The organism is Shewanella sp. SM29 (genome assembly GCF_025654245.1).
Taxonomy (GTDB): Bacteria; Pseudomonadota; Gammaproteobacteria; order Enterobacterales; family Shewanellaceae; genus Shewanella; species Shewanella oncorhynchi.
Genome location: NZ_JAKKRN010000011.1, coordinates 116,146 through 142,228, shown reverse-complemented (window position 1 = coordinate 142,228; position 26,083 = coordinate 116,146). Strand labels below are relative to the sequence as shown.

Sequence of the window (26,083 nt, the reverse complement as noted above, 5' to 3'; positions counted from 1 at the left end):
TAAAACTCAGTGATCATCATCACAGTAAATTGAATGGTTATTCATAAAAAATGTCAGTTACGGGTGATGTTTTTGGTTGCCGCAGCGTTTTCATGCCACCCAAACCTGAGTTTTATAAATCATACAACTTATAAGAATTAGGGAAGTCACAATGAAAACTAAAATAGCATTAGCAGTGTCTATGGCACTGTTATCGTCGTCGGCAAATGCACAAACCGTATTATCACCTACGGGTGAAACCTTGCAGTTAGATATTCCAAGTGAATTACAAGTCACTTCATTACGCGGTAACGCTGCCGGAGCTGAGGTTAAGTTTGTACCAGAAGCAGATTTAGGTGAGGGTGAATATACTTATATCGTTCGTTTACGCGATAGTTCGGTTGCTAATTACCAAGGAACTATTCCAGGATTGAAAGCGACTAGTTCACAAAGAGTGCAGGTAAACGGTACTTCAAAGGTTGCTGTGAACGGTAAACTTGATGCTTCTAAAGCTGAAGTCAAAAGTTATGTTAGTTATTTGAAAGTAAAACAGAACCGATTTTTAGCTAACGCGAGTGCGGCTATTGGCACCAATCTGCAACCATTAACGACATATCAGTATGCGTTAAACGGTATGGCGGTTCGCATGACTCAAGCTCAAGCGAAGAAAATGGCTGAGTTACCTGAGGTTGCGTTTGTTGAGCGCGAGCGTATGGAGCAAATGGAAACCGATGTCAGTCAAGCGCTTATCGGTTCTCCTAATGTATGGGATGGCAGCGCGACGGGCACGAAAGCCATGGGGGAAGGCGTGATCGTCGGTATTATCGACTCAGGTATTAACTCAGATCATGCTTCTTTCGCTGATGTTGGCCAAGATGGCTATGACCACACAAACCCATTAGGTCAAGGCATCTATATTGGTGATTGTAAAACTGATTTCGCGAGCATGTGTAATGACAAGTTGATTGGAGTTCGCAGTTACTCTGAGATAACAAATAACTACGACGATGCAAAAGTGTTTGGTGACACCCCTCCAGCTAAAAATGGTGAGGATTACGGTGGGCATGGTACTCACGTTGCGAGTACCGCAGCAGGTAACATCCTAGTGAATGTGCCTTATGTGCAAGGTGAAACAGGTAAGTTAGAAAGCGATGGCCTTGCGACAGGCCTTGAATTTAAACAAATCTCAGGTGTTGCACCACATGCAAACATTATAGCTTATCAAATTTGTAATCCGGGTAATGCGGGCGACACTTATTCTGGCTGCCCGACCGCACCGATTTTAAAAGCCTTAGATGATGCGATTAAAGATGGCGTCGATGTGCTGAACTTTTCTATCAGTGGTGGTGGAAACCCGTGGAATAGTGCGACGGAACAAGGCTTTTTAGCCGCGCGTAATGCGGGGATTTTTGCTGCAGTGGCTGCGGGTAACACTCGTGCCGCGACAAGCACGAGCCCTGCGATTAATCAAACACCTTACTCTACGCCTAAAAATGCACCTTGGTATACTTCGGTCGCTAACTCGACTCATAACCGTGACATAGTACGCGCCGTGGAATTTAATGGTAAAAACTATCATTACACTGCTGGTTCTGGTCCGGTTCAAACTGAAGTGCTCAAAGGTGTGCCCCTTTATGCTGGCGCAATCGATGCGACCAATTTTGAAGCCTGTAAACCGTTCCCAGCAGATGCCTTTAAAGACAAGATCGCCGTTTTAAGACGCGGTGTTTGCTCATTCGATATCAAAGTGGCCGCAGCAATGGCCGCTGGCGCTAAGGGTGTGATTGTTTTCAATAGAGATGGTGAAAATAATGCGCGTCTGACTATGTCGGGGCTGGATAAATTGAATATTCCAGCGGTATTTATTGGTGATATTGATGGCTTAGAATTGATTGCTGCTATGGCGGCAAATCCTGCTCTTGAAATCACGCTGTCTCCAACCCCTAAAGTTGCCAGTAAAGAAGCGGATGTTTTATCTGCCAGTTCATTGATTGGACCTAATCTGACTAACGATGTACTCGTACCCTATGTTGCTGCACCGGGCAGTGACATCTACGCTGCTTATTCCGACCAACAGTTTGGCCATGATGAAACAGGTACAGATCCTGCCGATTTCACTTTGATGTCAGGTACTTCAATGGCGAGTCCTCACGTTGCCGGTGCTGGTGCGTTACTTAAATCGCTGCATAAGGATTGGACGCCAGACAACATTCGTTCTGCGCTAATGATGACGTCAACGACAGCCCAAGCCATGAAAAAAGCCGATGGTAAAACCGTTGCTGATCCGTTTGACGTAGGAGCCGGTCGTATTCGTGTTGATTTAGCGGCAAAAACGGGCTTAGTGATGGATGAAAGTGCCTTAAACTACGAGATTGCTAATCCTTTGACAGGTGGTGATCCACGTAAGCTAAACATTCCAAGCATGGCTGATTCACGTTGTATCGATACTTGTACTTGGACACGTACTGTTACTGCAACGGCTGATGGTAGCTGGACTGCAAAAGGCGTTTCCGCAACGGATAAATTCGCGTTAACTGTGACGCCAGAAAGCTTTAATCTCAAAAAAGGTGAAAGCCAAACGATTACAGTGACTGCGGATGTGACTGACGTCGGTGCAAGTTGGGGCTTTGGTAACTTAGTATTAACGTCCGATACTTTCCCAACGGCTAATATGCCGATCGTAGCTAAGATAGCTAAACGCGATTTACCTGCTTTGGTTAATGTTTCAGCCTCACGTGATGCAGATGAACGTAATTTGGCGCACTTGAAAGCGATTGATCTACCCGGTGTTGCGGCGACAGTGACTGCACTTAAATTAAGCGCTACTTATGAATCAAGTGTGAAACAGGATTCAAATACCGATAGTGCATTTGATGATTTGGCCGATGGCGTAAAAGTATTTAGCTTTAATGTTGAAGATAAAGCTTTATATTTCAATGCATCAATCGGTAATACAACCTCTCCTGACTTAGACATGTTTGTGATACTCGATAAGAAAGACGGTAGCAAGCTTTCTATCGCGGCATCTTCTGCGTTTGGCGGTTCAAAGGAAAGTGTATCCATTAAGAACCCAGTGAAGGGTGAGTATATTGTCGTTGTACAAAACTATCAGGCATCTGCAGCCGATGCGGATGATGCCTTTAGTTTGAAACAAGTAACCTTATATGATGAAGCGGGTGATAACTTAACTGCAAATCTTACGGGTGATCATAAAGATTTCAATGTCAACTTAGCATGGAAACAAGCGATGCTAGTGGGAGATGCTGGCATAGCTATGCTGACGCTGACCACCACTGATGACAAAGTCGCACCTGTTAAAATTCCGGTCGTATTTGAGCGCGTTAGTGATGACGTATTACCTCCTCTAGGCAGTACTGTTTCTGGTGAATTAACACCTGGCACCGCTAAAGTGATGAAGACACGTATTGAAGCGAACAAAACGCAAGAAACCCGTGTTTACACCCTAGAGGCGTTATTACCTGAAGGTCATGAAGTGGCTAATATTAGCCATCAAGGTGCGCAAGTGGGCAATAAGATCACTTGGACTATCGAAATGGCCTCTGCTGCTGCGGCATTAGATGTCACATTTGACTTAGTGCCACGTAAGGCGAGTCAAGACAACATAGTGGCATTGACCAACAAAGTGAATAACGACTCGGCTGAAATCTTGAAGCAGGAGTATCAATTTGATGTTCCAGAAGTGGCGCCAGTCGCTGTGATTGAAGCTCCTGCCACTGTCCAAGAAGGTAAACCTTTGTTCATCGATGCGAGCAAGTCGTCGGATGCCAACAATGATCCTTTGACCTACAAATGGACTCAGTTAGGGGGCACCAGCTTTAACTTTGACGCTAATGCGGCCAAGCTTAATCTCGTTGCACCAAACGTGAGTGGCTCTGCTCAGACTGTTTCATTCCAACTGACAGTATCTGATAACCACGGCAATAAAGATTCAAGTGTTGTGTCTGTATCTGTGACTGAAACACCAGCCAAGAAAGATGATGGTGGTGCCTTAGGTTGGTTAAGCTTGTTGTTGCTACCTTTTGCTTTTGGTCGTCGTAAACAAGGCTAAACCCTCAGAGTAAAATCGGAAGGTTTAATGGTAAGAGAGAAGGGCTGATATTGATATCAGCCCTTTTTGTATTTGCTGGTTTGTGTTAGCGATTTGACATTAAAAAATCGACAAATGCGCGGTCTGCTTGGCTGACGGGGCGCTGCTTTTTCCATGCAATATGGAGGTTTAAAAATACCGGTGGATCGAAGGGTTTGGCTAAAATGTCATCTTTTGAGCTTATCGCCATCTCAAGTACACTGGTGATCCCAAATCCTTGGGAAACAATCTGTTTAATCAGATTAATCAAATTGGTCTCGAAGGCAATATTGGGCTTTTTGCCTAATTCTTTGGCTTGAGAGAGTATCCACTCTCGGTGGAAATAACCTGTTTTGAACATCACTAATTCATGGTCGAAAAAGTCATGTAGACTCACAGCGCTATGTTCCGCTAAAGGGTGTTCGGCACCCATAGCGATCACCATTTGCTCACGGATCAACAACTGACTATCAAATTCGGGCTGTAGGTCTTGGGCGGTAATGATCGCAATATCCACTTCTTCCTGTTGCAACATGCGCAGTGCATCCCGCGTCCCGCCTTCAAACAGTGATAGTTTCAACTCGGGGTATTTATGCCGAAAAGCCATTAAGCGCGAGGGGAGATAGAAAGAACCCAGCATGCCTGGCACGGCAATGCGGACCTCTCCCGAGGTGAGATTGGCCATGGCGCGGATTTGCGCTTCGGCCTGCTTAACTTGTTTTAGGATCAAAGTGGCGTGTTGATGCAGGACTATACCTTCGGCCGTGAGTGTGAGCAGTTTATCATTCTTGTTGCTCGTACGATTGACTAAGGTGACGCCGAGTGCGACCTCTAAGCGCTTGATACTTTGACTTAACGCGGGCTGAGCCATATTCAGTTTCTTGGCTGCGGCGGTAAAGCTGCCGGTATTGGCAAGGGCATCTAAATGTTTGAGTTGGCGAATATCCATTAATCGGGCTCGTACTATTTTATCAGTGGCAAGATGTGTACTTTTGGCGCGCTATTTCTATAACAAAAATCAATGATTACGATAGATATTATCTATTATTGTTATGTTATGCCCAGTGATAATCTTTGTCTATCCTATGAGTGATACTTGGTCGAGGCTCCCGTGCAAGCCGTATTAGATACTATGATTGACAATAAACAGCGTGACACCCGATTGATGTGGGCGCTCTGCGTCGCTTCAGTGGTGGTCTATATCAACTTGTATTTAATGCAAGGCATGTTGCCGCTGATTGCGGAACATTTTGCGGTATCAGGCTCTAAAGCAACCTTGATCCTGTCGGTGACCAGTTTTTCCTTAGCCTTTTCATTGCTCTTGTATGCGGTACTGTCAGATCGTATCGGTCGACACACTCCAATCATTGTCAGCTTGTGGTTATTGGCATTGTCTAACTTGCTATTAATCTGGGTGCCGGATTTTAATGGGTTAGTGCTAGTGCGATTGCTACAAGGTGCATTACTCGCTGCCGTACCTGCGATTGCCATGGCGTACTTTAAGGAGCAATTATCACCAAGTACTATGCTGAAAGCCGCAGGCATTTATATTATGGCGAACAGTATTGGCGGGATTGTTGGACGTCTGCTAGGTGGTTTAATGTCGCAGTTTTTATCTTGGCAAGAATCTATGTGGTTGCTGTTTCTAGTGACGTTAGCAGGGGTGGCTTTAGTGAACTATTTGCTGCCTTCACTTGCCGATGCGCAGTCGATGTCACCCAGTAACACTGAGCCTTCCTTATCAAAACGCGCCCGTTTAGCGCAAGATCTTCATGGCTTTAGTCATCATCTCACCGATGCGCAAATGCGTTTGGTCTACGCGATTGGCGGCTTGACCTTTATGATGATGGTGAATCAATTTAGCTTTATTCAACTGCATTTGATGGCTCCACCCTATGAATGGAGTCGTTTCCAAGCAACCTTGATTTTCCTGTGTTATTCCAGCGGCACTATTGCGTCATATTTTACTGCGAAATGGCTCGCCAAATTTGGCCAACATAAGTTGTATCAGTGGTCTTGGTGCGTGATGTTGCTCGGCAGTTTACTGACCCTGTTTGATACCACTTTGACCATTAGCTTAGGTTTTTTAATGACCGCCTGTGGGTTCTTCCTTACCCACAGTTGTTGTAATTCCTTTGTTGCAATGCGGGCCAGTCGTGATCGAGCTAAGGCAACATCACTCTATTTATGCTGTTATTACTTAGGTGCTGCGATTGGCGGCCCTTATTTGATGATGTTTTGGCATGAGGCACAGTGGCGCGGTGTGGTGATGGGATCGTTAACCTTATTAGCTTTGATCGCCTTAGCAATCACCCGTTTGCATTACCATCAAACTCATGTCAAACGGGCGTTAGTCTAAAGCTTAAATATGCCCTTTAGTCATCGGAATTAATGTATTGTTTGCGGTCTAAATCGTATTTACGCATTTTGTCGTAGAGGGTTTTGCGGGGCAGTTCTAGCTGCTCCATGGTCTGCTTAATACTGCCCTTGTTGTGGCTAAGTGCTTCTTCAATCAGTACCCGTTCAAAAAACTCTACCCTTTGTAGCAGGGACATACTCGAGTGCAGGCTTGGAGTATTGCCTAATGTGCCAGCAAAGGCGGCTTCTCCGCCCAGCAGCACAAAGCGTTCGGCGAGATTACGTAACTCACGCACATTGCCTGGCCAGTCGTGGGAAGTAAGTATCGCGTTTTGCTCCGCATTTAAGGCGATAAGCGCTTTGTGATAGCGTGCCGATGCGACGCGGGCAAAGTGTAAAAAGAGTAACGGAATATCTTCACGGCGATCTCTCAGGGGAGGGATGGGCACAGTCACCAGATTTAAGCGATACAACAAGTCTTGGCGAAATTCCCCGGTGTCACACAGACCTTTTAAATCGACTTTTGTAGCCGCTATCACGCGAATATCTAAGTTGATGCTCTTGTTAGAACCTAAACGTTCAACCTTACGATCTTCAAGCACTCGCAGCAGTTTTACTTGCAGAGACAGTGGCGTACTTTCAATTTCATCTAAAAATAACGTGCCACCATTGGCATATTCAAATTTGCCAATGCGCATCTTATCGACGCCAGTAAAGGCCCCCGCTTCGGCGCCAAAGAGTTCACTTTCAATCAGGTTTTCGGGGATTGCACCACAGTTGATGGCGACAAAGTTGGCTTGGCTGCGGCTGCTGTGGTCGTGTAAATAGCGGGCAACAAGTTCTTTACCTGTACCGGTTTCGCCTTCAATTAACACATCCGCAGGCGTATCTATCACTTGCGTTATGATGTGGCGCATACGGTTGATGCCGACACTGTTGCCCAAAATACGAGGGCCCGGTACGCTTTGGCTTTCGAGATCCTTTTTAAGCTTGCGGTTCTCTAAGGTCAGACTGCGTTTTTCTAAGGCGCGTTTAACCACATCGAGTATATGTTCGTTATTAAAGGGTTTTTCAAGAAAGTCGTAGGCGCCTTGTTTTAAGGCATTGACTGCCATGGCAATATCACCAAAACCAGTGAGTAGGACAACGGGGAGATCGGGATCTTGCAGACGGATTTGTTGCATTAAGCTGATGCCGTCTAATTGTGGCATGTTGACATCCGATATCACCATTCCCGCCCAATCTTTATGCAGCAACTTAGCGATACCTTTGGGTTCTGTGGTGGCGAGCGCCTTAATGCCCTCCAGTTCAAATAGTTGAACGAGAACTGTGCCTATGTGCGGCTCATCGTCGATGATGAGAACAGAATAATCTTGAATTGAATTGGGCACACTCATAAAACTAACGTTCCTCGAGCAAGTAAATAGGTAAAATAATCTGGAAAATAGCGCCACCCTCTTCGGCATTGGCAACGTTAATTTGGCCTTGCATGGATTCGATAATACGTTGTGAAATCGATAAGCCTAGCCCCAATCCGTGCCGTTCGTTGGTGGTAAAGTAGGGTTCGAAGATTTTCTCCATTTGGCTTTCACGTACACCCGGGCCTGAATCTTGGATGCTGATGCAAAACTTATCTTCACTGGTCACGCGGATAACCAATTGGCGTTTAACCGATTGTTGCATAGCGACAATGGCGTTGCTCATAATGTTGACAAACACTTGTTGTAATCTAACCTTATCGCCCCAAACCTGATAGTTGCCGTTGGGTAATTGCACATCGAGTTCAACACCCTGTTTATCAATTGCAGGTTGAACTATGGTCAGGGCTTGCTTGATACAGCGGCCAATATCGGTTGCGCTATCAGCGCCTTGGCTCTTGCGGGTAAAGCTTTTAAATTGCCCAACAATATCGGCTAATCTATCGGTAAGTTCAATAATAATCTTGATATTATCCAGTGCCTTATCTTGCATATCACGTGCGAGAAAAGTTTGGGTATTTTGGGCATAGCTGCGAAGTGCCGCGAGTGGTTGATTGAGTTCATGGTTAATACTGGCGGATAAACTGCCGATCACTGTCAGTTTTGCCGCTTGGATCAGCTCGTCTTGAGTATCTTTGAGCTGATTGTTGGCTTGCTGTAAGTCCTGAGTGCGTTCTTCAACTCGCTGTTCTAACAGGCTTTGCGCTAGTTGCATTCGGTGTAGATTGCGACGGCGCTCGGCGTTAAATAGGATGCTGAGTGCCAGCAAAAGATAAATACTAGCTGACAGTAACATCAGCGCGGGCAAAGAGGTCAGTAAAGGTTTGATTGGCGCTAAGATGTGTACTCGCCAGCCTGCCTTAGCCATTGATTGGTGGATGTCCATGTATTGTTCATGGTCTGTACCCGTTTGCAGTTGGTATAGCATAGCTTGACTACCACTTTCATAGGGCGGCTTCATCAACAACTCTCCTATGGGACGTTCTGCATAGCGTTTTGAGGCATTAAGGGCATATTGCTTGGCTTGGGTAAGCGGGGTTAGTGATTTTAACCGCCATTCATCGATACTGGAAATAAAGACGATATCTTCAGGATCACTGATAAGGAACTGATACTGACCCGCAATCGCGATACTGGTACTTTGTTGCTCTATGTCGGCAATATTAACTTTGACTATGATGGCTCCAAGTATGCCTTTACCACCTTGTTGATAAATAGGGTAAGAGAAATAAAATCCGCGCTTATCTGAGCTGGTACCCACTGCATAATAACGGCCTAGATTGCCCGAGATAGCATCTGTGTAATAGGGTCTAAAGGAGTAGTCCTTGCCAATAAAGGAAAAACTTTGTTGCCAGTTACTGGCGGCAATGGCGATACCTAAGGCATCAATCAGATAGATATCGGATGCTTCGGTGACATGCTGAATTTCTTCGAGATATAAATTAAGCTCTTGGACTTTATCAGGATTCTGCTGGTCGTTCAGGACATTGGCGAGCATTGGGTTAGTCGAGAGCACGTGGGGAATACTTTCGTAGCGCGATAGTGCACCATCGAGAAAACTGACTAATTCCTTTAGTTGTTTCTCCGATTGCTTTTGGATCTCGATTTTACCTTGATGCAAATGCACCCAGTAGGTCAGTTTGAGGGTTGCAAATAGGCCTGCAAGTAACACAACGGTCAGAAAGAGGCGTTTCTTGGCCTTAGGCGTCATGGGCAACATGGTGGTTATCCTGATAAAGCAACGGGATCAATAACTGATACTGCGCATAATAAAACAAAGCGAGCCTGACTAGGCTCGCTTAAAATCTATCTGTAATCAAGGGGTAATCTCACAACCTTGAATTGCAGACTAATATCCACGCATCGAATCCAACCATTCAGGTAAGAAGAGTGAAATCTGTGGTACATAAGTAATCAGGGCTAAGAAGGCTAGCATCACGAGTAACCAAGGCAGAACCGACTGAATCACCCAACCAATACTGCGCCCCGTGATCCCCGCGGTGACAAAGAGATTGAGTCCCACCGGCGGCGTTAGCATACCGATCTCCATGTTCACGACCATTATGATACCTAAGTGGATAGGATCTATGCCTAATTGCGTTGCAATAGGGAACAGAATTGGCGCCATAATGAGTACAATCGCCGATGGCTCCATAAAGTTACCGGCAGCAAGCAACAGTAAGTTAACGATGATCAGGAATCCCCAGGCGGGTAAACCCATGCTAACAATATACTCAGCAATAATGTGAGGGATACGTTCTGTGGTTAATACATGCGCAAATAGCATAGCGTTAGCTATGATAAACAGCAGCATGATACTGACCTTGGCACCATCGCGCACAACATGACGTATGTCTTTGTCGATAGGCGTTTTAATCAGTCCTAAGAACATATGGCCTAAGTTACGCACAGTTGCTTTGGCTAAGTTTTCACCTTGATTACGCCATACCACGTCTTTTAATGGCCCGATATCACGGTAGCCAAATACCGCAATAAGGTAAGCATATACACAAGCCACAGCTGATGCTTCGGTTGGGCTAGCGACGCCACCATAGATAGAGCCTAATACGATAAAGATGAGTGCTAATCCACCCATTGCCTTGGCACTTGAAATCCCCAGTTGTTTAACGCCAGGGAAAGGACGTGAGGGCAAGTTTTTAAAGCGGGCAACGATATAAATGACGATCATCAATATAAATCCCATCATTAAACCTGGGATTAAGCCTGCCATAAACATTTTTGCAGCCGACACTTCAGTTGCTGCGGCATACACTAACATGACGATTGAAGGTGGGATCAAAATCCCGAGAGTGCCAGAGGTCGTGATCACGCCTGCAGCAAATTTTTCGGGATAACCTGCTTTTACCATGCCGACTATGACGATAGAACCAATTGCCGCAACAGTCGCAGGAGATGATCCAGAAACTGCAGCAAACAGCATACATGCCATAACGGATGCCATTGCTAATCCACCACGGACATGTCCAATACTGTCCATGGCAAAATCGATAATCCGTCTAGCAACACCACCCGTTGATAGGAAGGCGGATGACAGAATAAAGAAGGGGATTGCGAGTAAAGTGTAATGCTCTGATGAAGACTCATACAGCTTGAGTGCAACTGAAGCTAAGGAGTCATTCGAGAACAATAAAATCGTCAGCATGCTGGAAAAACCTAATGCGATAGCGATAGGCATACCGAGAAACATACATACGAATAGGGCGGTAAATAGGGTTGCAATAGCCATTATTTAGCCTCCTTTTGGTCAGAGACTGGATCTACTTTAGCGTTTTTAGCGCTCTCATCGATTAAATGCATACTTTCTTTCGCTTCATCGGCAAATTGGAAGCCTGAGACTTGGTCACGCAGAATGGCGATAAAGAGTTCGACGAAACGCCAAGTCAACATAAAAAAGCCAATGATTAAAATACTTTGAGATAACCAAATCGGTATTGCGCCATCTTCAATATCGATTTTTAAAGTGTTCCAAGCAAAATCTGGATCGAGGCTTTTTAATATAAATTGTGGGAAATGTATGTCTTCCATAGGCAAACCGATTTGATACATCTGGCTTAAGTAATCCCAACTGCCTTTTAAAAAGAGTCCGCAGTAGACGATACAAACAAAGGCGGTAATAAGAGATACTATCTTTTTAGCCTTTGGCGCTAAATTTTTAACAAACGCATCGACACCAATATGGGCACCGACTTTAACCCCATAGGACATACCAAATAACACAAACCAACCGCAAAAGGTTAATGTAAGTTCTTGGATCCAAAGAAAACCCGTGTTGAAGAAGAAGCGAGCGACGACTTCTGAAAACACTAACAGCGTCATCAGAGTGATCAATAAATTGAGCACACCTTCTTCAACATAACCAAATATTCGCGATATCACAGCCATAATCCCCTCGCTGAAATGGCCGCCTAAGCTCGGTTGAGCTTAGGCGACTATCATCATTATTATTTATTTGCAGCTACAGCAGCATCAATCACATCTTTACCGATTTGATCTTCAAACTTAGCCCAAACAGGTTTCATTACCTCAACCCATTTTTGACGTTCAGCAGGAGACAGAGTCACTAACTGTGAACGTTTAGAATCAAGGATTAACTGTTTGTCTTCATTGTCTTTTTCAGCAGCAATCTTGTTACCTAATGCGATAGATTCGTCTAAAGCTTCTTTGATGATCTTACGTTTGTCAGCAGGTAGACCTTTCCAGAAAGTGTCAGAGGTCACGACCATATAGTCGAGAACACCGTGATTACTTTCAGTGATTTGGCTTTGCACTTCATAGAACTTTTGTGAATAAGTATTTGACCAAGTGTTTTCTTGACCATCGATAGCGCGGGTTTGAAGTAGAGTAAATACTTCAGAGAAAGGTTTTTTCACAGGGATTGCACCAACAGCATCAAACTGGGCTGCTAGAACATCAGATGCCATAACGCGGAATTTCAAGCCTTTTGCATCAGCAGGATTTTTAAGTGGTGTGTTAGAGGAGAACTGTTTCATACCATTGTGTAAATAACCCAGACCGACAATTCCTTTACGGCTCATGGAGTTCAGTAATGTTTGACCAGCTTCACCTTGTTGGAAACGGTTCACGGCATCCATATCATTGAATAGGAAAGGTAAATCGAATATTTGTAGACGTTTAGTGTAACGCTCAAACTTTGAGAGTGAAGGCGCGACAAATTGTACGTCGTTTAACAGCAGTGCCGCTAATTCGTTGTTATCCCCAAATAACTGTGAGCTAGGAAATACACTGACTTTGTATTCACCTGGTAAACGTTGTTCAACGAGTTCTTTAAATTTAAGTGCCATTTGGCCTTTAGGTGTGTTTTCTGCCACTACGTGTGAAAACTTAATTTCAATCGGTTCTGCAAATACGTTAAAACTGGTCGCAAATACGGAGGCAACAGCGAGCATTTTGACTAAGGTTTTGAGTGGACGGGTCAATCCAGTTTGTTGATTCAATATCATCTTGAGTTCCTTTTTCTGTTGTTAGGATTTGTCCTCAGTCTTGGTTAGTTTGTTACCAAGTTTGAGTAGGAATACAGCCTTGATTTCCCTGAGGTCTGTCTTACTAAAGGCAAATACCACGCCAACTTACACTGGCTTCTGTAAGTGTTTGGTTACTAAAGTGTAGTTCATTTGATGTTTGTCACACTTTTAGTTTGGTGGGTGAGATCTCGCTCACAGTGATTTTGTGTTTGGGTGGAAACCCACCCATAGTGAAGATCGGCCCCAAATTGACGGCTTTTGTCGTTGCAGATAAATTAAACAAACTTAGTTATTTTTAGATCAAAAAAAGCCGTAAAAGTATGCGATATAACGACAAATACTGTGGTGGGCTGCTTTAGGAGAAGAAGTGTAGGTGAGATGTGAAGTCTATAGAGGTTAAGTCGATAGCTATCGTAGTCAATCAAGACACAATTCATTTGATGCTGTTAGTCATCCTCTAAAAGAATACGTTTAAGGATAGCATCGCTAGGTAACAAGGCTAAATGGCCCTGTTCATCAAAGTACCAACCGGTAATAAAGCCTTTTTGGCGCATGCTGACGAGATTATGCATGACTTCCCGCGCCTCTTTTAGAGCTGTTTGCTCATCGCAGGCATGGGTATGCTTTAAATAAGTGGCAATATTGGCAAGAGAAGCGGATTGACTGACGCTGGCCATAATGTTGATCTCCAAAAATGCTAAAGCAGAATGAAATCAGGCTGAGTGTCGATAGTGCTTAGTATTTAACGAAATATAAAATGCCGAATAGCATAACTTATCACTCGCTGATTGAGATCAAGCATAGTTGAGTAAGCACGTGGGTAAAGTTTATTGGGGAGATTTATGGTGGTCGCTACTGGGCTCGAACCAGTGACCCCCTCCTTGTAAGGGAGGTGCTCTCCCAGCTGAGCTAAGCGACCTGGGATATAACGTGTGTATTGCATAATATGGTGGTCGCTACTGGGCTCGAACCAGTGACCCCCTCCTTGTAAGGGAGGTGCTCTCCCAGCTGAGCTAAGCGACCTGGGATATAACATGTGTATTGCAGAATGTGGTGGTCGCTACTGGGCTCGAACCAGTGACCCCCTCCTTGTAAGGGAGGTGCTCTCCCAGCTGAGCTAAGCGACCTGGGCATTCTTAAACTACACAATTTTTAAGTCATTTTTCACTAAATAATGGTGGTCGCTACTGGGCTCGAACCAGTGACCCCCTCCTTGTAAGGGAGGTGCTCTCCCAGCTGAGCTAAGCGACCTGGGATATAACATTTTGTATGCCATAATTTCTTTGTAGAAAATATGGTGGTCGATACTGGGCTCGAACCAGTGACCCCCTCCTTGTAAGGGAGGTGCTCTCCCAGCTGAGCTAATCGACCTCGCTGTGTGGAGCCGTATTATAGGGAGGTTCGATCTAGTGTCAACGCTTTTTAGTGAAAAAAGCATTGGTCGCGCTATTTTTGTCCACATTGGCTTAATGCTAATCACGCCGCCGATCAAAGTGTTATTTAATTCGCCAGTCAATGGTACGTAATTTGGACGCTCGCGATTAAATACGAGTTGAACTCATCCCATTCACCGGACTTTTTTGTGGTAAAAGTGCTGAGGAAGTGAGTGATTTATAAAAATTAGCGCACTACGCACTAATAGTATGAGTGCATTGATAGTGTATAGATGCGCGTGTTCGATGGCGCAGATATTTATAGTCGAAGGAATATAGGTGTAGAGATTTAGGGGTTGGAATATAAAGCCTGAAAAATCATCTCAAGTGTTAGCATTCATCAATGGTGGCGATAGCAATAGTGCCACCTTTATATATCGCTTTATATTGGCTTCCCTATAAAAGGGAGGGATTCGCGACACGATTTAACCAGATAAGTGATACTGTGAAGCTTGTCCCATTTGCAGCGCCTGCTTTGACTGTTAGAATAAGCCCACTTTTTTTATCGTGATTGTCTTTATCTAGACGACTTTATATAGGTTAGTGTCCCATTATGACAACTAAGACGCGTTTTGCCCCTAGTCCTACCGGTTTCTTGCATGTTGGTGGTGCCCGTACTGCACTTTATTCTTGGTTACAAGCCCGTGCAAATAACGGTGAGTTTGTATTACGTATTGAAGACACTGATATTGAGCGTTCGACTCAAGCCGCTTGCGATGCGATTTTAGAAGGCATGAACTGGCTAGGTTTGACATGGGACGAGGGCCCATATTACCAAACTAAGCGTTTTGACCGTTATAACGAAATCATTGCTCAAATGTTAGAAAAGGGCACAGCGTATAAATGTTACTGTTCACGTGAGCGAATCGATGCCTTAAGAGAATCACAGGCCGCTAACGGTGAAGCACAAAAGTATGATGGTTGCTGTCGCGACTTACCCGCTCGCGAGACTGATGAACCATTTGTGGTGCGTTTTAAAAATCCAATCGGTGGTTCAGTGGTATTTGATGACCATGTTCGTGGTCGGATTGAATTTTCTAACGATGCATTAGATGACTTGATCATCGCCCGTACCGACGGCGTGCCAACTTATAACTTCTGTGTGGTGGTTGACGATTGGGATATGGGGATCACTTGTGTGGTGCGTGGTGAAGATCATATCAACAATACCCCGCGTCAAATCAACATTCTTAAAGCATTAGGGGCGCCGATCCCAGAATATGCACACGTATCTATGATTCTAGGTGATGACGGCGCTAAGTTGTCCAAGCGCCATGGCGCTGTTAGCGTAATGCAGTACCGTGACGATGGCTATTTACCAGAAGCACTGCTGAACTATTTAGTGCGTTTAGGTTGGTCACATGGCGACCAAGAGATTTTCTCATTAGAAGAAATGAAGCAATTCTTTAAGTTGAGTGACATCAACAAAGCCGCTTCTGCTTTTAATACCGATAAACTGGTGTGGTTGAACCAACACTATATAAAGAGCCTAGATCCAGAATATGTGGCAACACACTTACAATGGCACATGGACGATCAAAAAATTGATCTGTCAAATGGCCCAGCATTAGCTGAAGTGGTCACTGCATTAGCTGAGCGCGCTAAGACTCTAAAAGAGTTAGCTGCATCTAGCCGCTATTTCTATGAAGACTTTGCTGAGTTTGATGAAGCACAGGCGAAAAAGCATTTACGCGGTGTTGCGTTAGAGCCATTGCAACTGGTGCAACAGAAATTATCGGCATTAACTGAGTGGACAGCTGAAGCTATTCATCAGGCAATTGAAGATACTGCGACTGAATTAGATGTGGGTATGGGTAAGGTCGGTATGCCTTTACGTGTTGCAGTAACAGGGGCAGGGCAGTCTCCAGGCTTAGATATCACACTATTTTTAATTGGAAGAAGCCGTTCTGAGCAAAGAATATCCAAAGCGATTGAATTTGTAGCAGATAGAATAAATTCCTAAAAAAACGAGTTGACACTTTTAGGTGCGCTGCATAGAATGCGCCACGCAGTTGAGACACAGTCGAGCAAATGCTTGCAGTGCACTTAAATGTAGTTCGATAGGTTTGGGGTTATAGCTCAGCTGGGAGAGCGCTTGCATGGCATGCAAGAGGTCCACGGTTCGATCCCGTGTAGCTCCACCAAACTTACCGTAGATGTTAAACGGGAACCTTTTCTAGTGAAAAGTTCAAATTAATATGTCCGGGGTCCCCTTCGTCTAGAGGCCTAGGACACCGCCCTTTCACGGCGGTAACAGGGGTTCGAATCCCCTAGGGGATACCAAATATTGGTTCCTAGCAAATAACTAACGTGTTGTTTGGTAAGAACAAAGTCTAAATTTCTGCTGATACATATACTGCTAAAGTTAGCTGTGTTGACAAAAATTTGGGGCTATAGCTCAGCTGGGAGAGCGCTTGCATGGCATGCAAGAGGTCCACGGTTCGATCCCGTGTAGCTCCACCAATTTACTGCCTTATTAAGCAGAAACGAAAGTTTAAATTAATACACCCAAGGCACACTTCGCTACTTAGAAGAGTGCCTATGAGACCGTAGATGTTAAACGGGAACGTTAAGTTCAAATTAATATGTCCGGGTCCCCTTCGTCTAGAGGCCTAGGACACCGCCCTTTCACGGCGGTAACAGGGGTTCGAATCCCCTAGGGGATACCACATTTTGGTTCCTAGCAAATAACTAACGTGTTGTTTGGTAAGAACAAGGCATTTGCTTCCTAGCCTACTGAAGCGAATGTGTTACAAAACTCGGTTACGAGTTAAAACATAAGTCCGGGTCCCCTTCGTCTAGAGGCCTAGGACACCGCCCTTTCACGGCGGTAACAGGGGTTCGAATCCCCTAGGGGATACCATCTATATTTTATAGAGAGTGGTTCCTAGCAAATAACTAACGAGTTGTTTGGTAAGAACAAGGCATTTGCTTCCTAGCCTACTGAAGTGAATGTGTTACAAAACTCGGTTACGAGTTAAATCATAAGTCCGGGTCCCCTTCGTCTAGAGGCCTAGGACACCGCCCTTTCACGGCGGTAACAGGGGTTCGAATCCCCTAGGGGATACCATCTATATTTTATAGAGAGTGGTTCCTAGCAAACAACTAACGTGTTGTTTGGTAAGAACAAAGCATTTGCTTCCTAGCCTACTGAAGTGAATGTGTTATAAAGCTCGGTTACGAGTTAAATCATAAGTCCGGGTCCCCTTCGTCTAGAGGCCTAGGACACCGCCCTTTCACGGCGGTAACAGGGGTTCGAATCCCCTAGGGGATACCACATTTTGGTTCCTAGCAAATAACTAACGTGTTGTTTGGTAAGAACAAGGCATTTACTTCCTAGCCTACTGAAGTGAATGTGTTACAAAGCTCGGTTACGAGTTAAAACATAAGTCCGGGTCCCCTTCGTCTAGAGGCCTAGGACACCGCCCTTTCACGGCGGTAACAGGGGTTCGAATCCCCTAGGGGATACCATCTATATTTTATAGAGAGTTGTTCCTAGCAAATAACTAACGAGTTGTTTGGTAAGAACGAGACATTTGCTTCCTAGCCTACTGAAGTGAATGTGTTACAAAGCTCGGTTACGAGTTAAATCATAAGTCCGGGTCCCCTTCGTCTAGAGGCCTAGGACACCGCCCTTTCACGGCGGTAACAGGGGTTCGAATCCCCTAGGGGATACCAATTTTAATCAAGGTTTATCGAAACTTTGGTTAAAGACAATAAGCCACCTCAAGGTGGTTTTTTTGTGTCTGAATTTTGAATATTAAATCGAGATCTCCCCGATTCATTTACGAGTCATACGCTCCGAGTTATTTGCCTAATTTACCCACCAATTCAAACCACCTAAATAAATGATGCTTCGAGAGGCTTACTTAGTGTGGTGAAGTCATTCTGTTCAATCGTGTGATAAAGATTATCGAAGCGTTTTCCTGCTTAACCTTGCGCTAACCCATGGCCCAAACTCACCTTTCGGATTGTTCAGTGTGTTGGTACTTTGAATGCTGCTACTTTCAATGCTGATAAGTTGAGCCGTTAAGCGCGGTTTATCTCTTGTTTCCAATCGTTCAACGAGTAAAGTTTGAAGTGAACTGTTCTTACGGTAGCTATTGTAATAGCTGAATAGCGTATCGTTGCGGTGAATATGCGGGCGAGTGTAAGAGTGAAGCTTTGTGGGAAGAGGGCAGAAGTAGGCGGAAACTTATTTGAGATAAAAAAGGCGACACTCACTGCTGAGTGTCGCCTTTCGTCATCTTACCTTTGGCTTAGTCTACACCTAAGAATCCACCGGTTTGGTGGGCCCATAATTGAGCATAAATACCGCCTGCGGCGATGAGTTCATGGTGCGTGCCTTGCTCAACGACTCGGCCTTGATCTAATACAATTAACCTGTCCATCGCGGCAATAGTAGAAAGTCGATGGGCAATCGCGATCACTGTCTTGCCTTGCATTAATTCATACAAACTTTCTTGGATTGCAGCTTCGACTTCGGAATCTAGCGCAGATGTGGCTTCATCAAGCAGTAAAATGGGCGCATTTTTCAATAAAACCCGCGCGATGGCGATACGCTGTCTTTGGCCACCAGAGAGTTTTACGCCGCGTTCACCCACTTGGGCATCTAAGCCATGATTACCGTTAGGATCACTGAGTTCCTGAATAAAGTCATAGGCTTGAGCTTGTTTAATCGCGCGATCAAGTTGCTCTTCACTGGCACTGGGATTGCCGTAAAGAATATTCTCGCGAATGGTGCGGTGCAAGAGGGAGGTATCTTGGGTCACCATGCCAATTTGCGAACGCAGTGAATCTTGCATAACCATCTTGATGTCTTGATCATCGATATTAATCTGACCTTTTTCAACATCGTAGAATCGCATTAGTAGATTCACTAGGGTCGATTTACCTGCGCCAGAACGCCCCACTAAGCCAACTTTTTCACCTGCTTTAATATTCAAATTCAGATCTTCAATCACGCCAGTCTGCTCACCGTAATGGAAACACACTTGGTTGAAATCAATCTTGCCATGATTGACGACCAGCGCCTTGGCGTTTGGCTCATCTTGGATGATCGTTGTTTTCGATAAGGTGTTCATTCCATCGGTAACCGTGCCGATATTTTCGAATAACGAACTGATTTCCCACATTATCCACTGTGACATGCCGTTTAAGCGCAGTGCTAAACTGACCGCAATGGCGATGGCGCCGACCGTGATTGCGCTATCGGTCCATAGGGCTATCGATACTGCTGCAATACTAAAGGCCAACAGATAGTTGATGATTTGCACGCTTACGCTGATGCCCGTCACTAAGCGCATTTGGCGATAAACCGTGTCTAAAAATATCCGCATACTGGATTTGGCGTATTCGGCTTCTTTCTGTGTGTGGGCGAATAGCTTCACTGTGGTGATGTTGGTATAGCTGTCGACGATACGGCCTGTCATGGTTGAGCGCGCATCGGCTTGCTCGGTAGAGACACTTTTTAGTCTAGGCACAAAGTACCATTGCAGACCAACATACAGTGCAAGCCAGACTAGCATAGGTATGACTAAGCGCAGATCAGCGCTGGCAATCATCACTAGCATTGAGGTGAAATACACTAAAATGTATACCAACACATCGAGTAATTTCATCACAGTTTCGCGCACGGCTAAGGATGTTTGCATCACTTTCGTGGCGATTCTGCCAGCAAAATCATCTTGATAAAACGATACACTTTGTTTTAGCAAATAACGGTGTGCAAGCCAGCGGATCGACATAGGATAATTGCCGAGCAAGGTTTGATGCATGATAAGCGCATGCAGTAATACCAATATTGGCATCACAATTATCACCATACCTCCCATCAGCATTAAGGTCGTGCCTTCGTCTTGGAATAAGGTTTCGGGATTTTTTTTCACCAGCCAATCCACTAATTGGCCCATGAATCCGAACAGTGACACTTCAAGCATGGCCAGCATGGCTGTCAGCACTGACATTAAGATCAGCGGCAGTTCGTAGCCCTTAGTGTAGTGGCGACAAAAAGCATAAACCCCTGTGGGTGGTTTAGTGGGTTCATCATCGGGTAGGGCTTCAACCCAGGATTCAAATCGTTTAAACATGAATTAACTCTATGGTGAGATAAAAAATAGTCGGCTCTAGCATATACCCAAACAACCTGAAGATGCAGGATTCAGCGGGAATTTAACGCACTTTAGGCAAGGCGGTTATTTGCAGACCTAGTGGACTAAGTTAAAAATAACCAACACGGCATAAAGTGCGTTAAAACCCGCCGGGACGGAGCGTCTAGGGCACTCCACTTCCGTGTCGCACCAATTCAAAAGGTGGCCGACATTCTGTCATTGATGCGCCTTGAATTGAAGCACCCTAGACGCTCTGAAACTCGTATCTTCAGGTAGCTTGGGTATATAAGATTTCATGCCCTAAAAGCATTGAAATGATTGAGTTCCGTTTTCCGCTAGTGCTACATGCTAGTTTTACGTAAAGTAATGAACAAGAAATTAATTGTGAGCGAATATTGTCGGGCGTGGTGAAAAATGAGTGCAGATAGAGTGTCTAAGAGTGCGATTAAGCGTGATGAAATAGATTCGGTGCATTCACTGGAGTCCAGTGCGGGGCTACTTTCTGCGTCCATTTGCCGTGAGGCGAGGATGAGCCGCGATCCGCGGTTTGATGGTAAGTTTTTTGTGGGCGTATTAACGACGGGCATTTATTGCCGAACTGTGTGTCCCGCCGTCGCGCCAAAAGAGCAAAATGTGCGTTATTTTGATTCGGCCGTGAAAGCTGCACAGGCAGGATTACGCCCGTGTTTGCGTTGTCGGCCCGACAGTGCGCCGGGATCGAATCCTTGGAAGGGGACTGGCACAACGTTAGCGAGGGCCATTAGCTTAATCGAAGCGGGCGCCTTAGCGGGAAAATCATCGGGAGAGCCAGCTTCGACAATAACACAATTGGCTGACCGATTAGGGATCAGCAGTCGTTATCTCAATAAGCTCTTTACCGAAGGCTTTGGCACTTCGCCAAAACAATACGCCTTATATCGGCAATTACTGTTTGCTAAACAATTATTGCACCAAACCCAATTACCTATCACTCAAGTCGCGATGGCGGCGGGTTTCAACAGTATTCGCCGTTTCAATGAGGCGTTTAAGCAAACCTTGCAATTGACGCCGACCCAGTTAAGAAAGAGTGCATTAACCAAAGCGGCAAAGGAGTCCATGATTGAGCCACTAACAGGATTAGGTGAGATTGATACTATGGGTGAATTTGTGCCGCACTATGGATTAACCTTGTATCAGTATTATCGTCCGCCATTGGATTGGACATCACAGCTGGCGTTTTATCGATTACGTGCGGTAACAGGGATGGAATGGTTCACACCGCAGATGAGTCATCCACAAGCGATCGATGTCGTTGGCGATGAGGCGTCCGTGGTAGATGAGGCCAAAGTTGGCGATAATGGGCTCGAATATGGTCGCTGTTTTGCCCTAGGTAAGATGCGCGGCACAGTGCACATTATCCATGAGCCTAAGCTAAATCGCTTCAAACTCGCGATAATGTTGACCGAAGACTCTCCTGTCGATGAGCTGCAATTGCTGGTCACTGAAGTACGACGCATTTTAGATCTCGATGCGGATATGCTGCAGATTGAACAAGGCTTAAGTGCGCTACCAAGTTTAGGATTAACACCGTTTTCGGGATTACGCATTCCCGGTGCAGGCTCCTTATTTGAGGCGGCCTGCCGTGCGATTTTAGGCCAGCAAGTGACGGTAGTGCAGGCGACTAAGCTACTTAATCAATTAGTTGAAGCCTATGGCGAGCGCTTTAGTCTCAATGGTTGCGAGTATCGTTTATTTCCTACACCCGAGGCCATTCGTGAGGCGAGTCTAACAGAGCTAAAAATGCCCGGCGCTCGTAAATTAGCCCTCAATGCGCTCGCGGCGTTTATCTGTGATCATCCTGAGGCGAGTGTCGATGATTGGCTCAGCGTTAAGGGCATAGGTCCTTGGACAATCGCGTATGCTAAGCTTCGCGGTTTGGGCGATCCCAATGTGTTTTTGCATACCGATTTGATTGTTAAAAAGCATTTGCTTGCTTTGTATGGCAAGACCCATAGGCTAGAAGAAGCCGCTGCGGGTGCAGTCAACTACCCGCAGCTGTGCCAGCAACTGAGTCAAGAAATCGCGCCTTGGGGCAGTTATTTAACTTTTCAGCTTTGGCATCAATAGCGACTAAAACGATCTAAGTTGAAGACATAAATAGAGAGATAAATTATGAAACATGCGATTCGTCAATTGAGCCAAGCGCCGAGTATTGCTGCGTATCAGCCCTGTGCCGTAGATACTTTTATGAGTCCTGCCGGAATATTGCAGTTAAATGCCAATGCCTATGGGCTGAGTCATTTAACGGTTGTCGGCTCGGATCGCACTGAGATTGCGCTTGCTAAGGTGAGTGAGGATGTCCTCAATCAAGCTAAGGCGCATATTCGTGAAACTCAAGTGCAGCTCGCGCGTTATTTTGCAGGTGAACTGATTGAATTTAATGTAAAGCTCGCGCCCAAGGGCACTGAATTTCAGCGTGAAGTTTGGCAAGCTTTGCTCAATGTAGATTATGGTCAGAGCTGCAGCTATGGGCAGATTGCCGAGCAAATTGGTCGGCCTAAGGCGGTGCGCGCCGTGGGCGCGGCCAATGGTGCCAATCCCATTGCGATTATCGTGCCTTGCCATAGAGTGATAGGCAAAAACGGCAAGTTAACGGGTTACGCCTATGGGCTTGCGATGAAACAGCAGTTATTAACGCTGGAAACTGCCAAGCATTGCCTCGATATTTAAGCTAGAATAGCCGCCTATTAAGATATTGGTGAGCAGTTAAACTTTCTATGACTCAGGCTTCTTCCTCTGCGGCAAGCTTTGCCCAACTCGGCATTATTGCACCTTTGCTAAATCGATTAACCGAATTAGCGTATGTTTCGCCCACACCAGTACAGGCGGCGACGATCCCCGCTGTGCTTGCGGGGCGCGATGTGTTAGCCGGTGCTAATACGGGCTCGGGTAAAACGGCAGCCTTTGCCGTGCCGCTGTTGCAACAACTTGTTGACGCAAAAACTGATGATAAGACCGGCGTTTATGTTCGTTGTTTGGTCTTAGTCCCAACCCGTGAATTAGCACAACAAGTCGCCGACAGCTTTTTATCCTATGCCTCACATCTTAATGGCAAGCTAAAAATTGTCGCTGCGTTTGGCGGTGTGTCGGTGAATGCGCAAATGCAGAGTCTACGCTCTGGCGCCGACGTCCTCGTAGCAACGCCGGGTCGTTTGTTAGATCTGTTGTCGAGTAATGCCATCAAACTCAATCGTGTCAGCGCCTTAGTGCTAGATGAAGCTGACCGCATGTTAAGCCTTGGTTTTACTGAAGAATTAGCTCAAGTGCTCGACGCTTTGCCCGTCAAGAAACAAACCTTATTATTCTCTGCGACATTCCCTGAAGAAGTCCGTGAGTTAACGGCAAAACTGCTTAATAATCCACTTGAATATCAATTGCAAAGTGAGCAAGAAAGCACGATTCATCAACGGGTGATTACGGTTAATCGTCCGATGAAAACCGCATTATTGGCGCATCTGATTAAAGAACATCAGTGGTCACAGGCGTTGATCTTCGTGAGTGCCAAAAATACCTGTAATCACTTAGCGCAAAAGCTGTCTAAACGTGGGATCACTGCCGAAGTGTTCCATGGCGATAAAGCCCAGGGCGCGCGTACGCGAGTGCTCGATGGCTTTAAAAATGGCGAGATCAGTGTGTTAATTGCGACCGATATTGCCGCCCGTGGTATTGATATCGATAAACTGCCTGTGGTGATCAACTTTGATTTACCAAGGAGCCCTGCAGATTATATGCATCGTATTGGCCGTAGTGGCCGCGCCGGTGAAGCAGGCTTAGCCGTGACCTTGATTTCCCATGAGGATTATCACCACTTTGGCGTGATAGAGAAAAAGAACAAACTTAAGTTAGTGCGTGAGCAAATTGTCGGTTTTGAAGCCGATGATGAAATGCCAGCCGAACTGTTAGAACAAGCTAAACCTGTCGCCAAACCTGAAGGTATGGGTAAAAAAAAACGTAAACAGTTACCGCCTGCCAATGCTGAATTTTGGGGTAAAAAATCTTAAGTCGTTGGAAACAAGCTATTCTTAGCTTATCTCTGGCGTTCCTTGTCATCTCACTTGTCGTAGGTAAGGTTTATGCAACACTTATTCTGGTTAGTTGAAGGTAAAGTCGCAGGGCGCAGTGGCCCTAATAAAGATCCTTGGGATTTACAAGCGCTCAAAGAGGCTGGCATTGGTGCCATTCTGTCGGTCAATGGGGGCGAGGGCTGCGAGCCGAGTGCGTTTAAGCAGCTTGATTTACGTTACGAATGTATTCCCTTTTCGCGCAATGTGCCGCCCCAAGATGGGGATGTGGCGATTTGTGTCGCTCAGTTGCCCAAGGCACTCGCCTTTATTCAGCAATGTGAAGCCGATGAGCTGCCTGTCGTGATCCATTGTCGCTCTGGCAAGGATCGCACCAGTCTTATCATGGCCTATTACTTGATGGTCAATGGTGCAGCGCCATTACATGCGGTGAGCCAAGTTCGTAATATTCGCGATATTGCTTTTACTGCCGAAGGTTGGGATCAATTTGCCTTTGATGTCTTGTATGCATTACAAGACTAAGCATTTGTCGGCGATTGGCGTCGAACCTATTAATAAATAGGTAATAATAGTTTCATTCGTTTGACCTTAGTCATCAAAATTTTACTGTGTTAAGGTTAAGCTATCCGAAGGTTGTTTTTAGTGAGTTATTTATCTAATTATGAAAAGTAAGGCAAGTCAGTCACAGGGATTACTACTGTTTCGGTTATCACAGACTCAAGTGTTTGCCTTAGGCACGTTGAAAGTGCGTGAGCTGGTGCCGTACACACAGCTAAGCAAAATTCCCCAATCTCATCCGACGATTCTTGGCGCTTCAACGATTCGTGGCCATACGATTCCTATCATAGATATGGCGGCTGCGATTGGCTATCGGCCGATAGCTCCTGAAGAGCGGGAAAAATGCTACATCATCATCACTGACTGTCAGCGGATGATCATTGGCTTTTTAGTGCGTGGTATCGATAAGATTATTGAATGTAATTGGCGTGATATTGAGGCGCCTTCTGCCAATTTGGGTAAGAATGCCTACTTGACTGGCGTGACTCGTTTTGAGGACCAGTTAGTACAATTACTCGATGTTGAGTTATTGCTGTCGAAAATTTTCCCGAATAACCCACAGGCAAATCGGGCAATCTTGACCGATGTGCAACGTGAGAAACTCAAACCTATGAATATCCTGTTAGTGGATGATTCTAAGGTGGCACGTAAGCAGTTATCCGACGCCCTTGATATGATCAACATCCCTTATCGAGTGACCGCCGACGGTAAAGAAGCCTTAGTCATGATGGAACAAGCGGCACTAGAGCATCACCCCATAGATATTCTGGTGAGTGATATCGAGATGCCGGGACTAGATGGTTACGAACTGGCGTTTGAGGTGCGTGATAATCCATTGACCGCCAAGGCCTACATTATTTTACACACGTCTTTATCCAGCGAAATAAGCGTGAGTCAGGCCCACCAAGTGGGGGCAAATGAAGCGCTGACTAAGTTCGATGCTCACGAGTTGATTGATGCCATGTTGCGTGGTGCCGATTTAGCCATGAAGCAGCGCCAATAAGGCGCTTGTTAGT

The 26,083-nt window shown here is 45.4% G+C and carries 16 protein-coding genes and 14 tRNA genes; 17 read left to right on the top strand and 13 right to left on the bottom strand.

Annotation, left to right across the window (positions count from 1 at the left end):
- Positions 1-151: 151 nt before the first annotated feature.
- The gene (locus tag L5L77_RS10030; RefSeq protein WP_263186732.1) at positions 152-4,048 is read left to right on the top strand and encodes a S8 family serine peptidase; all 3,897 of its coding nucleotides are present in this window, start codon (positions 152-154) and stop codon (positions 4,046-4,048) included.
- 85 nt (positions 4,049-4,133) lie between these two features.
- Here L5L77_RS10030 and L5L77_RS10025 read toward each other — a convergent pair whose 3' ends face one another.
- On the bottom strand, positions 4,134-5,015 hold the full coding sequence (locus L5L77_RS10025) for a LysR family transcriptional regulator (protein ID WP_028761094.1): 882 nt from the start codon (positions 5,013-5,015) through the stop codon (positions 4,134-4,136).
- Positions 5,016-5,177: 162 nt separating this feature from the next.
- Here L5L77_RS10025 and L5L77_RS10020 point away from each other — a divergent pair, with 162 nt between their 5' ends.
- Entirely contained in the window at positions 5,178-6,425 is a 1,248-nt protein-coding gene (locus L5L77_RS10020; RefSeq protein ID WP_263186735.1) for an MFS transporter, read from the top strand.
- A gap of 16 nt (positions 6,426-6,441) precedes the next feature.
- Here the strand turns inward: L5L77_RS10020 and L5L77_RS10015 are convergent, their stop codons facing one another.
- The 11 genes from L5L77_RS10015 to L5L77_RS09965 all read right to left on the bottom strand — a co-directional run bounded on the left by L5L77_RS10015 (position 6,442) and on the right by L5L77_RS09965 (position 14,276).
- On the bottom strand, positions 6,442-7,821 hold the full coding sequence (locus tag L5L77_RS10015; protein WP_028761092.1) for a sigma-54-dependent transcriptional regulator: 1,380 nt from the start codon (positions 7,819-7,821) through the stop codon (positions 6,442-6,444).
- A gap of 4 nt (positions 7,822-7,825) precedes the next feature.
- Positions 7,826-9,622, bottom strand: a complete 1,797-nt coding sequence (locus L5L77_RS10010) for an ATP-binding protein (RefSeq protein WP_028761091.1) — start codon at positions 9,620-9,622, stop codon at positions 7,826-7,828.
- A 129-nt stretch (positions 9,623-9,751) separates the two neighbouring features.
- Positions 9,752-11,149, bottom strand: coding sequence for a TRAP transporter large permease (locus tag L5L77_RS10005; RefSeq protein ID WP_263186733.1), 1,398 nt, complete (start codon positions 11,147-11,149; stop codon positions 9,752-9,754).
- On the bottom strand, positions 11,149-11,805 hold the full coding sequence (locus L5L77_RS10000; protein WP_181800891.1) for a TRAP transporter small permease: 657 nt from the start codon (positions 11,803-11,805) through the stop codon (positions 11,149-11,151). The genes L5L77_RS10005 and L5L77_RS10000 overlap by 1 nt, the downstream gene beginning before the upstream one ends.
- Before the next feature lie 59 nt (positions 11,806-11,864).
- Positions 11,865-12,884 (bottom strand): TRAP transporter substrate-binding protein, encoded by a 1,020-nt coding sequence (locus L5L77_RS09995; protein ID WP_113941003.1) that lies wholly within the window; start codon positions 12,882-12,884, stop codon positions 11,865-11,867.
- Between the two features lie 467 nt (positions 12,885-13,351).
- A complete protein-coding gene (locus L5L77_RS09990; RefSeq protein ID WP_105252063.1) occupies positions 13,352-13,582 on the bottom strand; it encodes a hypothetical protein in 231 nt (76 codons plus the stop codon).
- A 166-nt stretch (positions 13,583-13,748) separates the two neighbouring features.
- Positions 13,749-13,824: transfer RNA gene (locus L5L77_RS09985), tRNA-Val, on the bottom strand.
- Between the two features lie 28 nt (positions 13,825-13,852).
- A tRNA-Val gene (locus tag L5L77_RS09980) sits at positions 13,853-13,928 on the bottom strand.
- A gap of 28 nt (positions 13,929-13,956) precedes the next feature.
- Positions 13,957-14,032, bottom strand: a tRNA-Val gene (locus L5L77_RS09975).
- Between the two features lie 48 nt (positions 14,033-14,080).
- A tRNA-Val gene (locus tag L5L77_RS09970) sits at positions 14,081-14,156 on the bottom strand.
- A 44-nt stretch (positions 14,157-14,200) separates the two neighbouring features.
- A tRNA-Val gene (locus L5L77_RS09965) sits at positions 14,201-14,276 on the bottom strand.
- Positions 14,277-14,891: 615 nt separating this feature from the next.
- On the opposite strand from L5L77_RS09965, the gene gltX reads away from it, so the two are divergent.
- The 10 genes from gltX (at position 14,892) to L5L77_RS09915 (ending at position 18,016) form a co-directional block, all read left to right on the top strand.
- Positions 14,892-16,301, top strand: a complete 1,410-nt coding sequence (gene gltX / locus L5L77_RS09960; protein WP_105252064.1) for a glutamate--tRNA ligase — start codon at positions 14,892-14,894, stop codon at positions 16,299-16,301.
- Positions 16,302-16,406: 105 nt separating this feature from the next.
- Positions 16,407-16,482 (top strand) — tRNA-Ala (locus tag L5L77_RS09955).
- Positions 16,483-16,545: 63 nt separating this feature from the next.
- Positions 16,546-16,621 (top strand) — tRNA-Glu (locus L5L77_RS09950).
- 104 nt (positions 16,622-16,725) lie between these two features.
- Positions 16,726-16,801, top strand: a tRNA-Ala gene (locus L5L77_RS09945).
- Positions 16,802-16,931: 130 nt separating this feature from the next.
- Positions 16,932-17,007: transfer RNA gene (locus L5L77_RS09940), tRNA-Glu, on the top strand.
- A 118-nt stretch (positions 17,008-17,125) separates the two neighbouring features.
- Positions 17,126-17,201 (top strand) — tRNA-Glu (locus tag L5L77_RS09935).
- 131 nt (positions 17,202-17,332) lie between these two features.
- Positions 17,333-17,408, top strand: a tRNA-Glu gene (locus L5L77_RS09930).
- 131 nt (positions 17,409-17,539) lie between these two features.
- Positions 17,540-17,615 (top strand) — tRNA-Glu (locus L5L77_RS09925).
- A gap of 118 nt (positions 17,616-17,733) precedes the next feature.
- Positions 17,734-17,809, top strand: a tRNA-Glu gene (locus L5L77_RS09920).
- A gap of 131 nt (positions 17,810-17,940) precedes the next feature.
- A tRNA-Glu gene (locus tag L5L77_RS09915) sits at positions 17,941-18,016 on the top strand.
- 581 nt (positions 18,017-18,597) lie between these two features.
- Here L5L77_RS09915 and L5L77_RS09910 read toward each other — a convergent pair.
- Positions 18,598-20,427 carry an ABC transporter ATP-binding protein gene (locus L5L77_RS09910; RefSeq protein WP_113941006.1) on the bottom strand — a complete coding sequence of 610 codons (1,830 nt, stop codon included), beginning with the start codon at positions 20,425-20,427 and terminating at the stop codon, positions 18,598-18,600.
- Between the two features lie 435 nt (positions 20,428-20,862).
- Here L5L77_RS09910 and L5L77_RS09905 point away from each other — a divergent pair, with 435 nt between their 5' ends.
- From L5L77_RS09905 to L5L77_RS09885, 5 genes are all read left to right on the top strand, one after another.
- The gene (locus L5L77_RS09905; RefSeq protein WP_263184914.1) at positions 20,863-22,554 is read left to right on the top strand and encodes a DNA-3-methyladenine glycosylase 2 family protein; all 1,692 of its coding nucleotides are present in this window, start codon (positions 20,863-20,865) and stop codon (positions 22,552-22,554) included.
- A gap of 45 nt (positions 22,555-22,599) precedes the next feature.
- On the top strand, positions 22,600-23,157 hold the full coding sequence (locus L5L77_RS09900; protein WP_263184913.1) for a methylated-DNA--[protein]-cysteine S-methyltransferase: 558 nt from the start codon (positions 22,600-22,602) through the stop codon (positions 23,155-23,157).
- 47 nt (positions 23,158-23,204) lie between these two features.
- Positions 23,205-24,488, top strand: coding sequence for a DEAD/DEAH box helicase (locus L5L77_RS09895; protein ID WP_263184912.1), 1,284 nt, complete (start codon positions 23,205-23,207; stop codon positions 24,486-24,488).
- A gap of 72 nt (positions 24,489-24,560) precedes the next feature.
- Positions 24,561-25,031 (top strand): dual specificity protein phosphatase family protein, encoded by a 471-nt coding sequence (locus tag L5L77_RS09890; RefSeq protein WP_028761083.1) that lies wholly within the window; start codon positions 24,561-24,563, stop codon positions 25,029-25,031.
- Between the two features lie 139 nt (positions 25,032-25,170).
- Positions 25,171-26,070 (top strand): chemotaxis protein CheV, encoded by a 900-nt coding sequence (locus L5L77_RS09885; RefSeq protein WP_028761082.1) that lies wholly within the window; start codon positions 25,171-25,173, stop codon positions 26,068-26,070.
- Positions 26,071-26,083 lie beyond the last annotated feature (13 nt).

Excerpts from the sequence above, each read along its gene's own strand:
- L5L77_RS10030 (WP_263186732.1), top strand. The coding sequence starts at position 152 with ATGAAAACTAAAATAGCATTAGCAGTGTCTATGGCACTGTTATCGTCG.
- L5L77_RS10025 (WP_028761094.1), bottom strand. The coding sequence starts at position 5,015 with ATGGATATTCGCCAACTCAAACATTTAGATGCCCTTGCCAATACCGGC.
- L5L77_RS10015 (WP_028761092.1), bottom strand. The coding sequence starts at position 7,821 with ATGAGTGTGCCCAATTCAATTCAAGATTATTCTGTTCTCATCATCGAC.
- L5L77_RS10010 (WP_028761091.1), bottom strand. The coding sequence starts at position 9,622 with ATGTTGCCCATGACGCCTAAGGCCAAGAAACGCCTCTTTCTGACCGTT.
- L5L77_RS10005 (WP_263186733.1), bottom strand. The coding sequence starts at position 11,149 with ATGGCTATTGCAACCCTATTTACCGCCCTATTCGTATGTATGTTTCTC.
- L5L77_RS10000 (WP_181800891.1), bottom strand. The coding sequence starts at position 11,805 with ATGGCTGTGATATCGCGAATATTTGGTTATGTTGAAGAAGGTGTGCTC.
- L5L77_RS09995 (WP_113941003.1), bottom strand. The coding sequence starts at position 12,884 with ATGATATTGAATCAACAAACTGGATTGACCCGTCCACTCAAAACCTTA.
- L5L77_RS09990 (WP_105252063.1), bottom strand. The coding sequence starts at position 13,582 with ATGGCCAGCGTCAGTCAATCCGCTTCTCTTGCCAATATTGCCACTTAT.
- gltX (WP_105252064.1), top strand. The coding sequence starts at position 14,892 with ATGACAACTAAGACGCGTTTTGCCCCTAGTCCTACCGGTTTCTTGCAT.
- L5L77_RS09910 (WP_113941006.1), bottom strand. The coding sequence starts at position 20,427 with ATGTTTAAACGATTTGAATCCTGGGTTGAAGCCCTACCCGATGATGAA.
- L5L77_RS09905 (WP_263184914.1), top strand. The coding sequence starts at position 20,863 with ATGAGTGCAGATAGAGTGTCTAAGAGTGCGATTAAGCGTGATGAAATA.
- L5L77_RS09900 (WP_263184913.1), top strand. The coding sequence starts at position 22,600 with ATGAAACATGCGATTCGTCAATTGAGCCAAGCGCCGAGTATTGCTGCG.
- L5L77_RS09895 (WP_263184912.1), top strand. The coding sequence starts at position 23,205 with ATGACTCAGGCTTCTTCCTCTGCGGCAAGCTTTGCCCAACTCGGCATT.
- L5L77_RS09890 (WP_028761083.1), top strand. The coding sequence starts at position 24,561 with ATGCAACACTTATTCTGGTTAGTTGAAGGTAAAGTCGCAGGGCGCAGT.
- L5L77_RS09885 (WP_028761082.1), top strand. The coding sequence starts at position 25,171 with ATGAAAAGTAAGGCAAGTCAGTCACAGGGATTACTACTGTTTCGGTTA.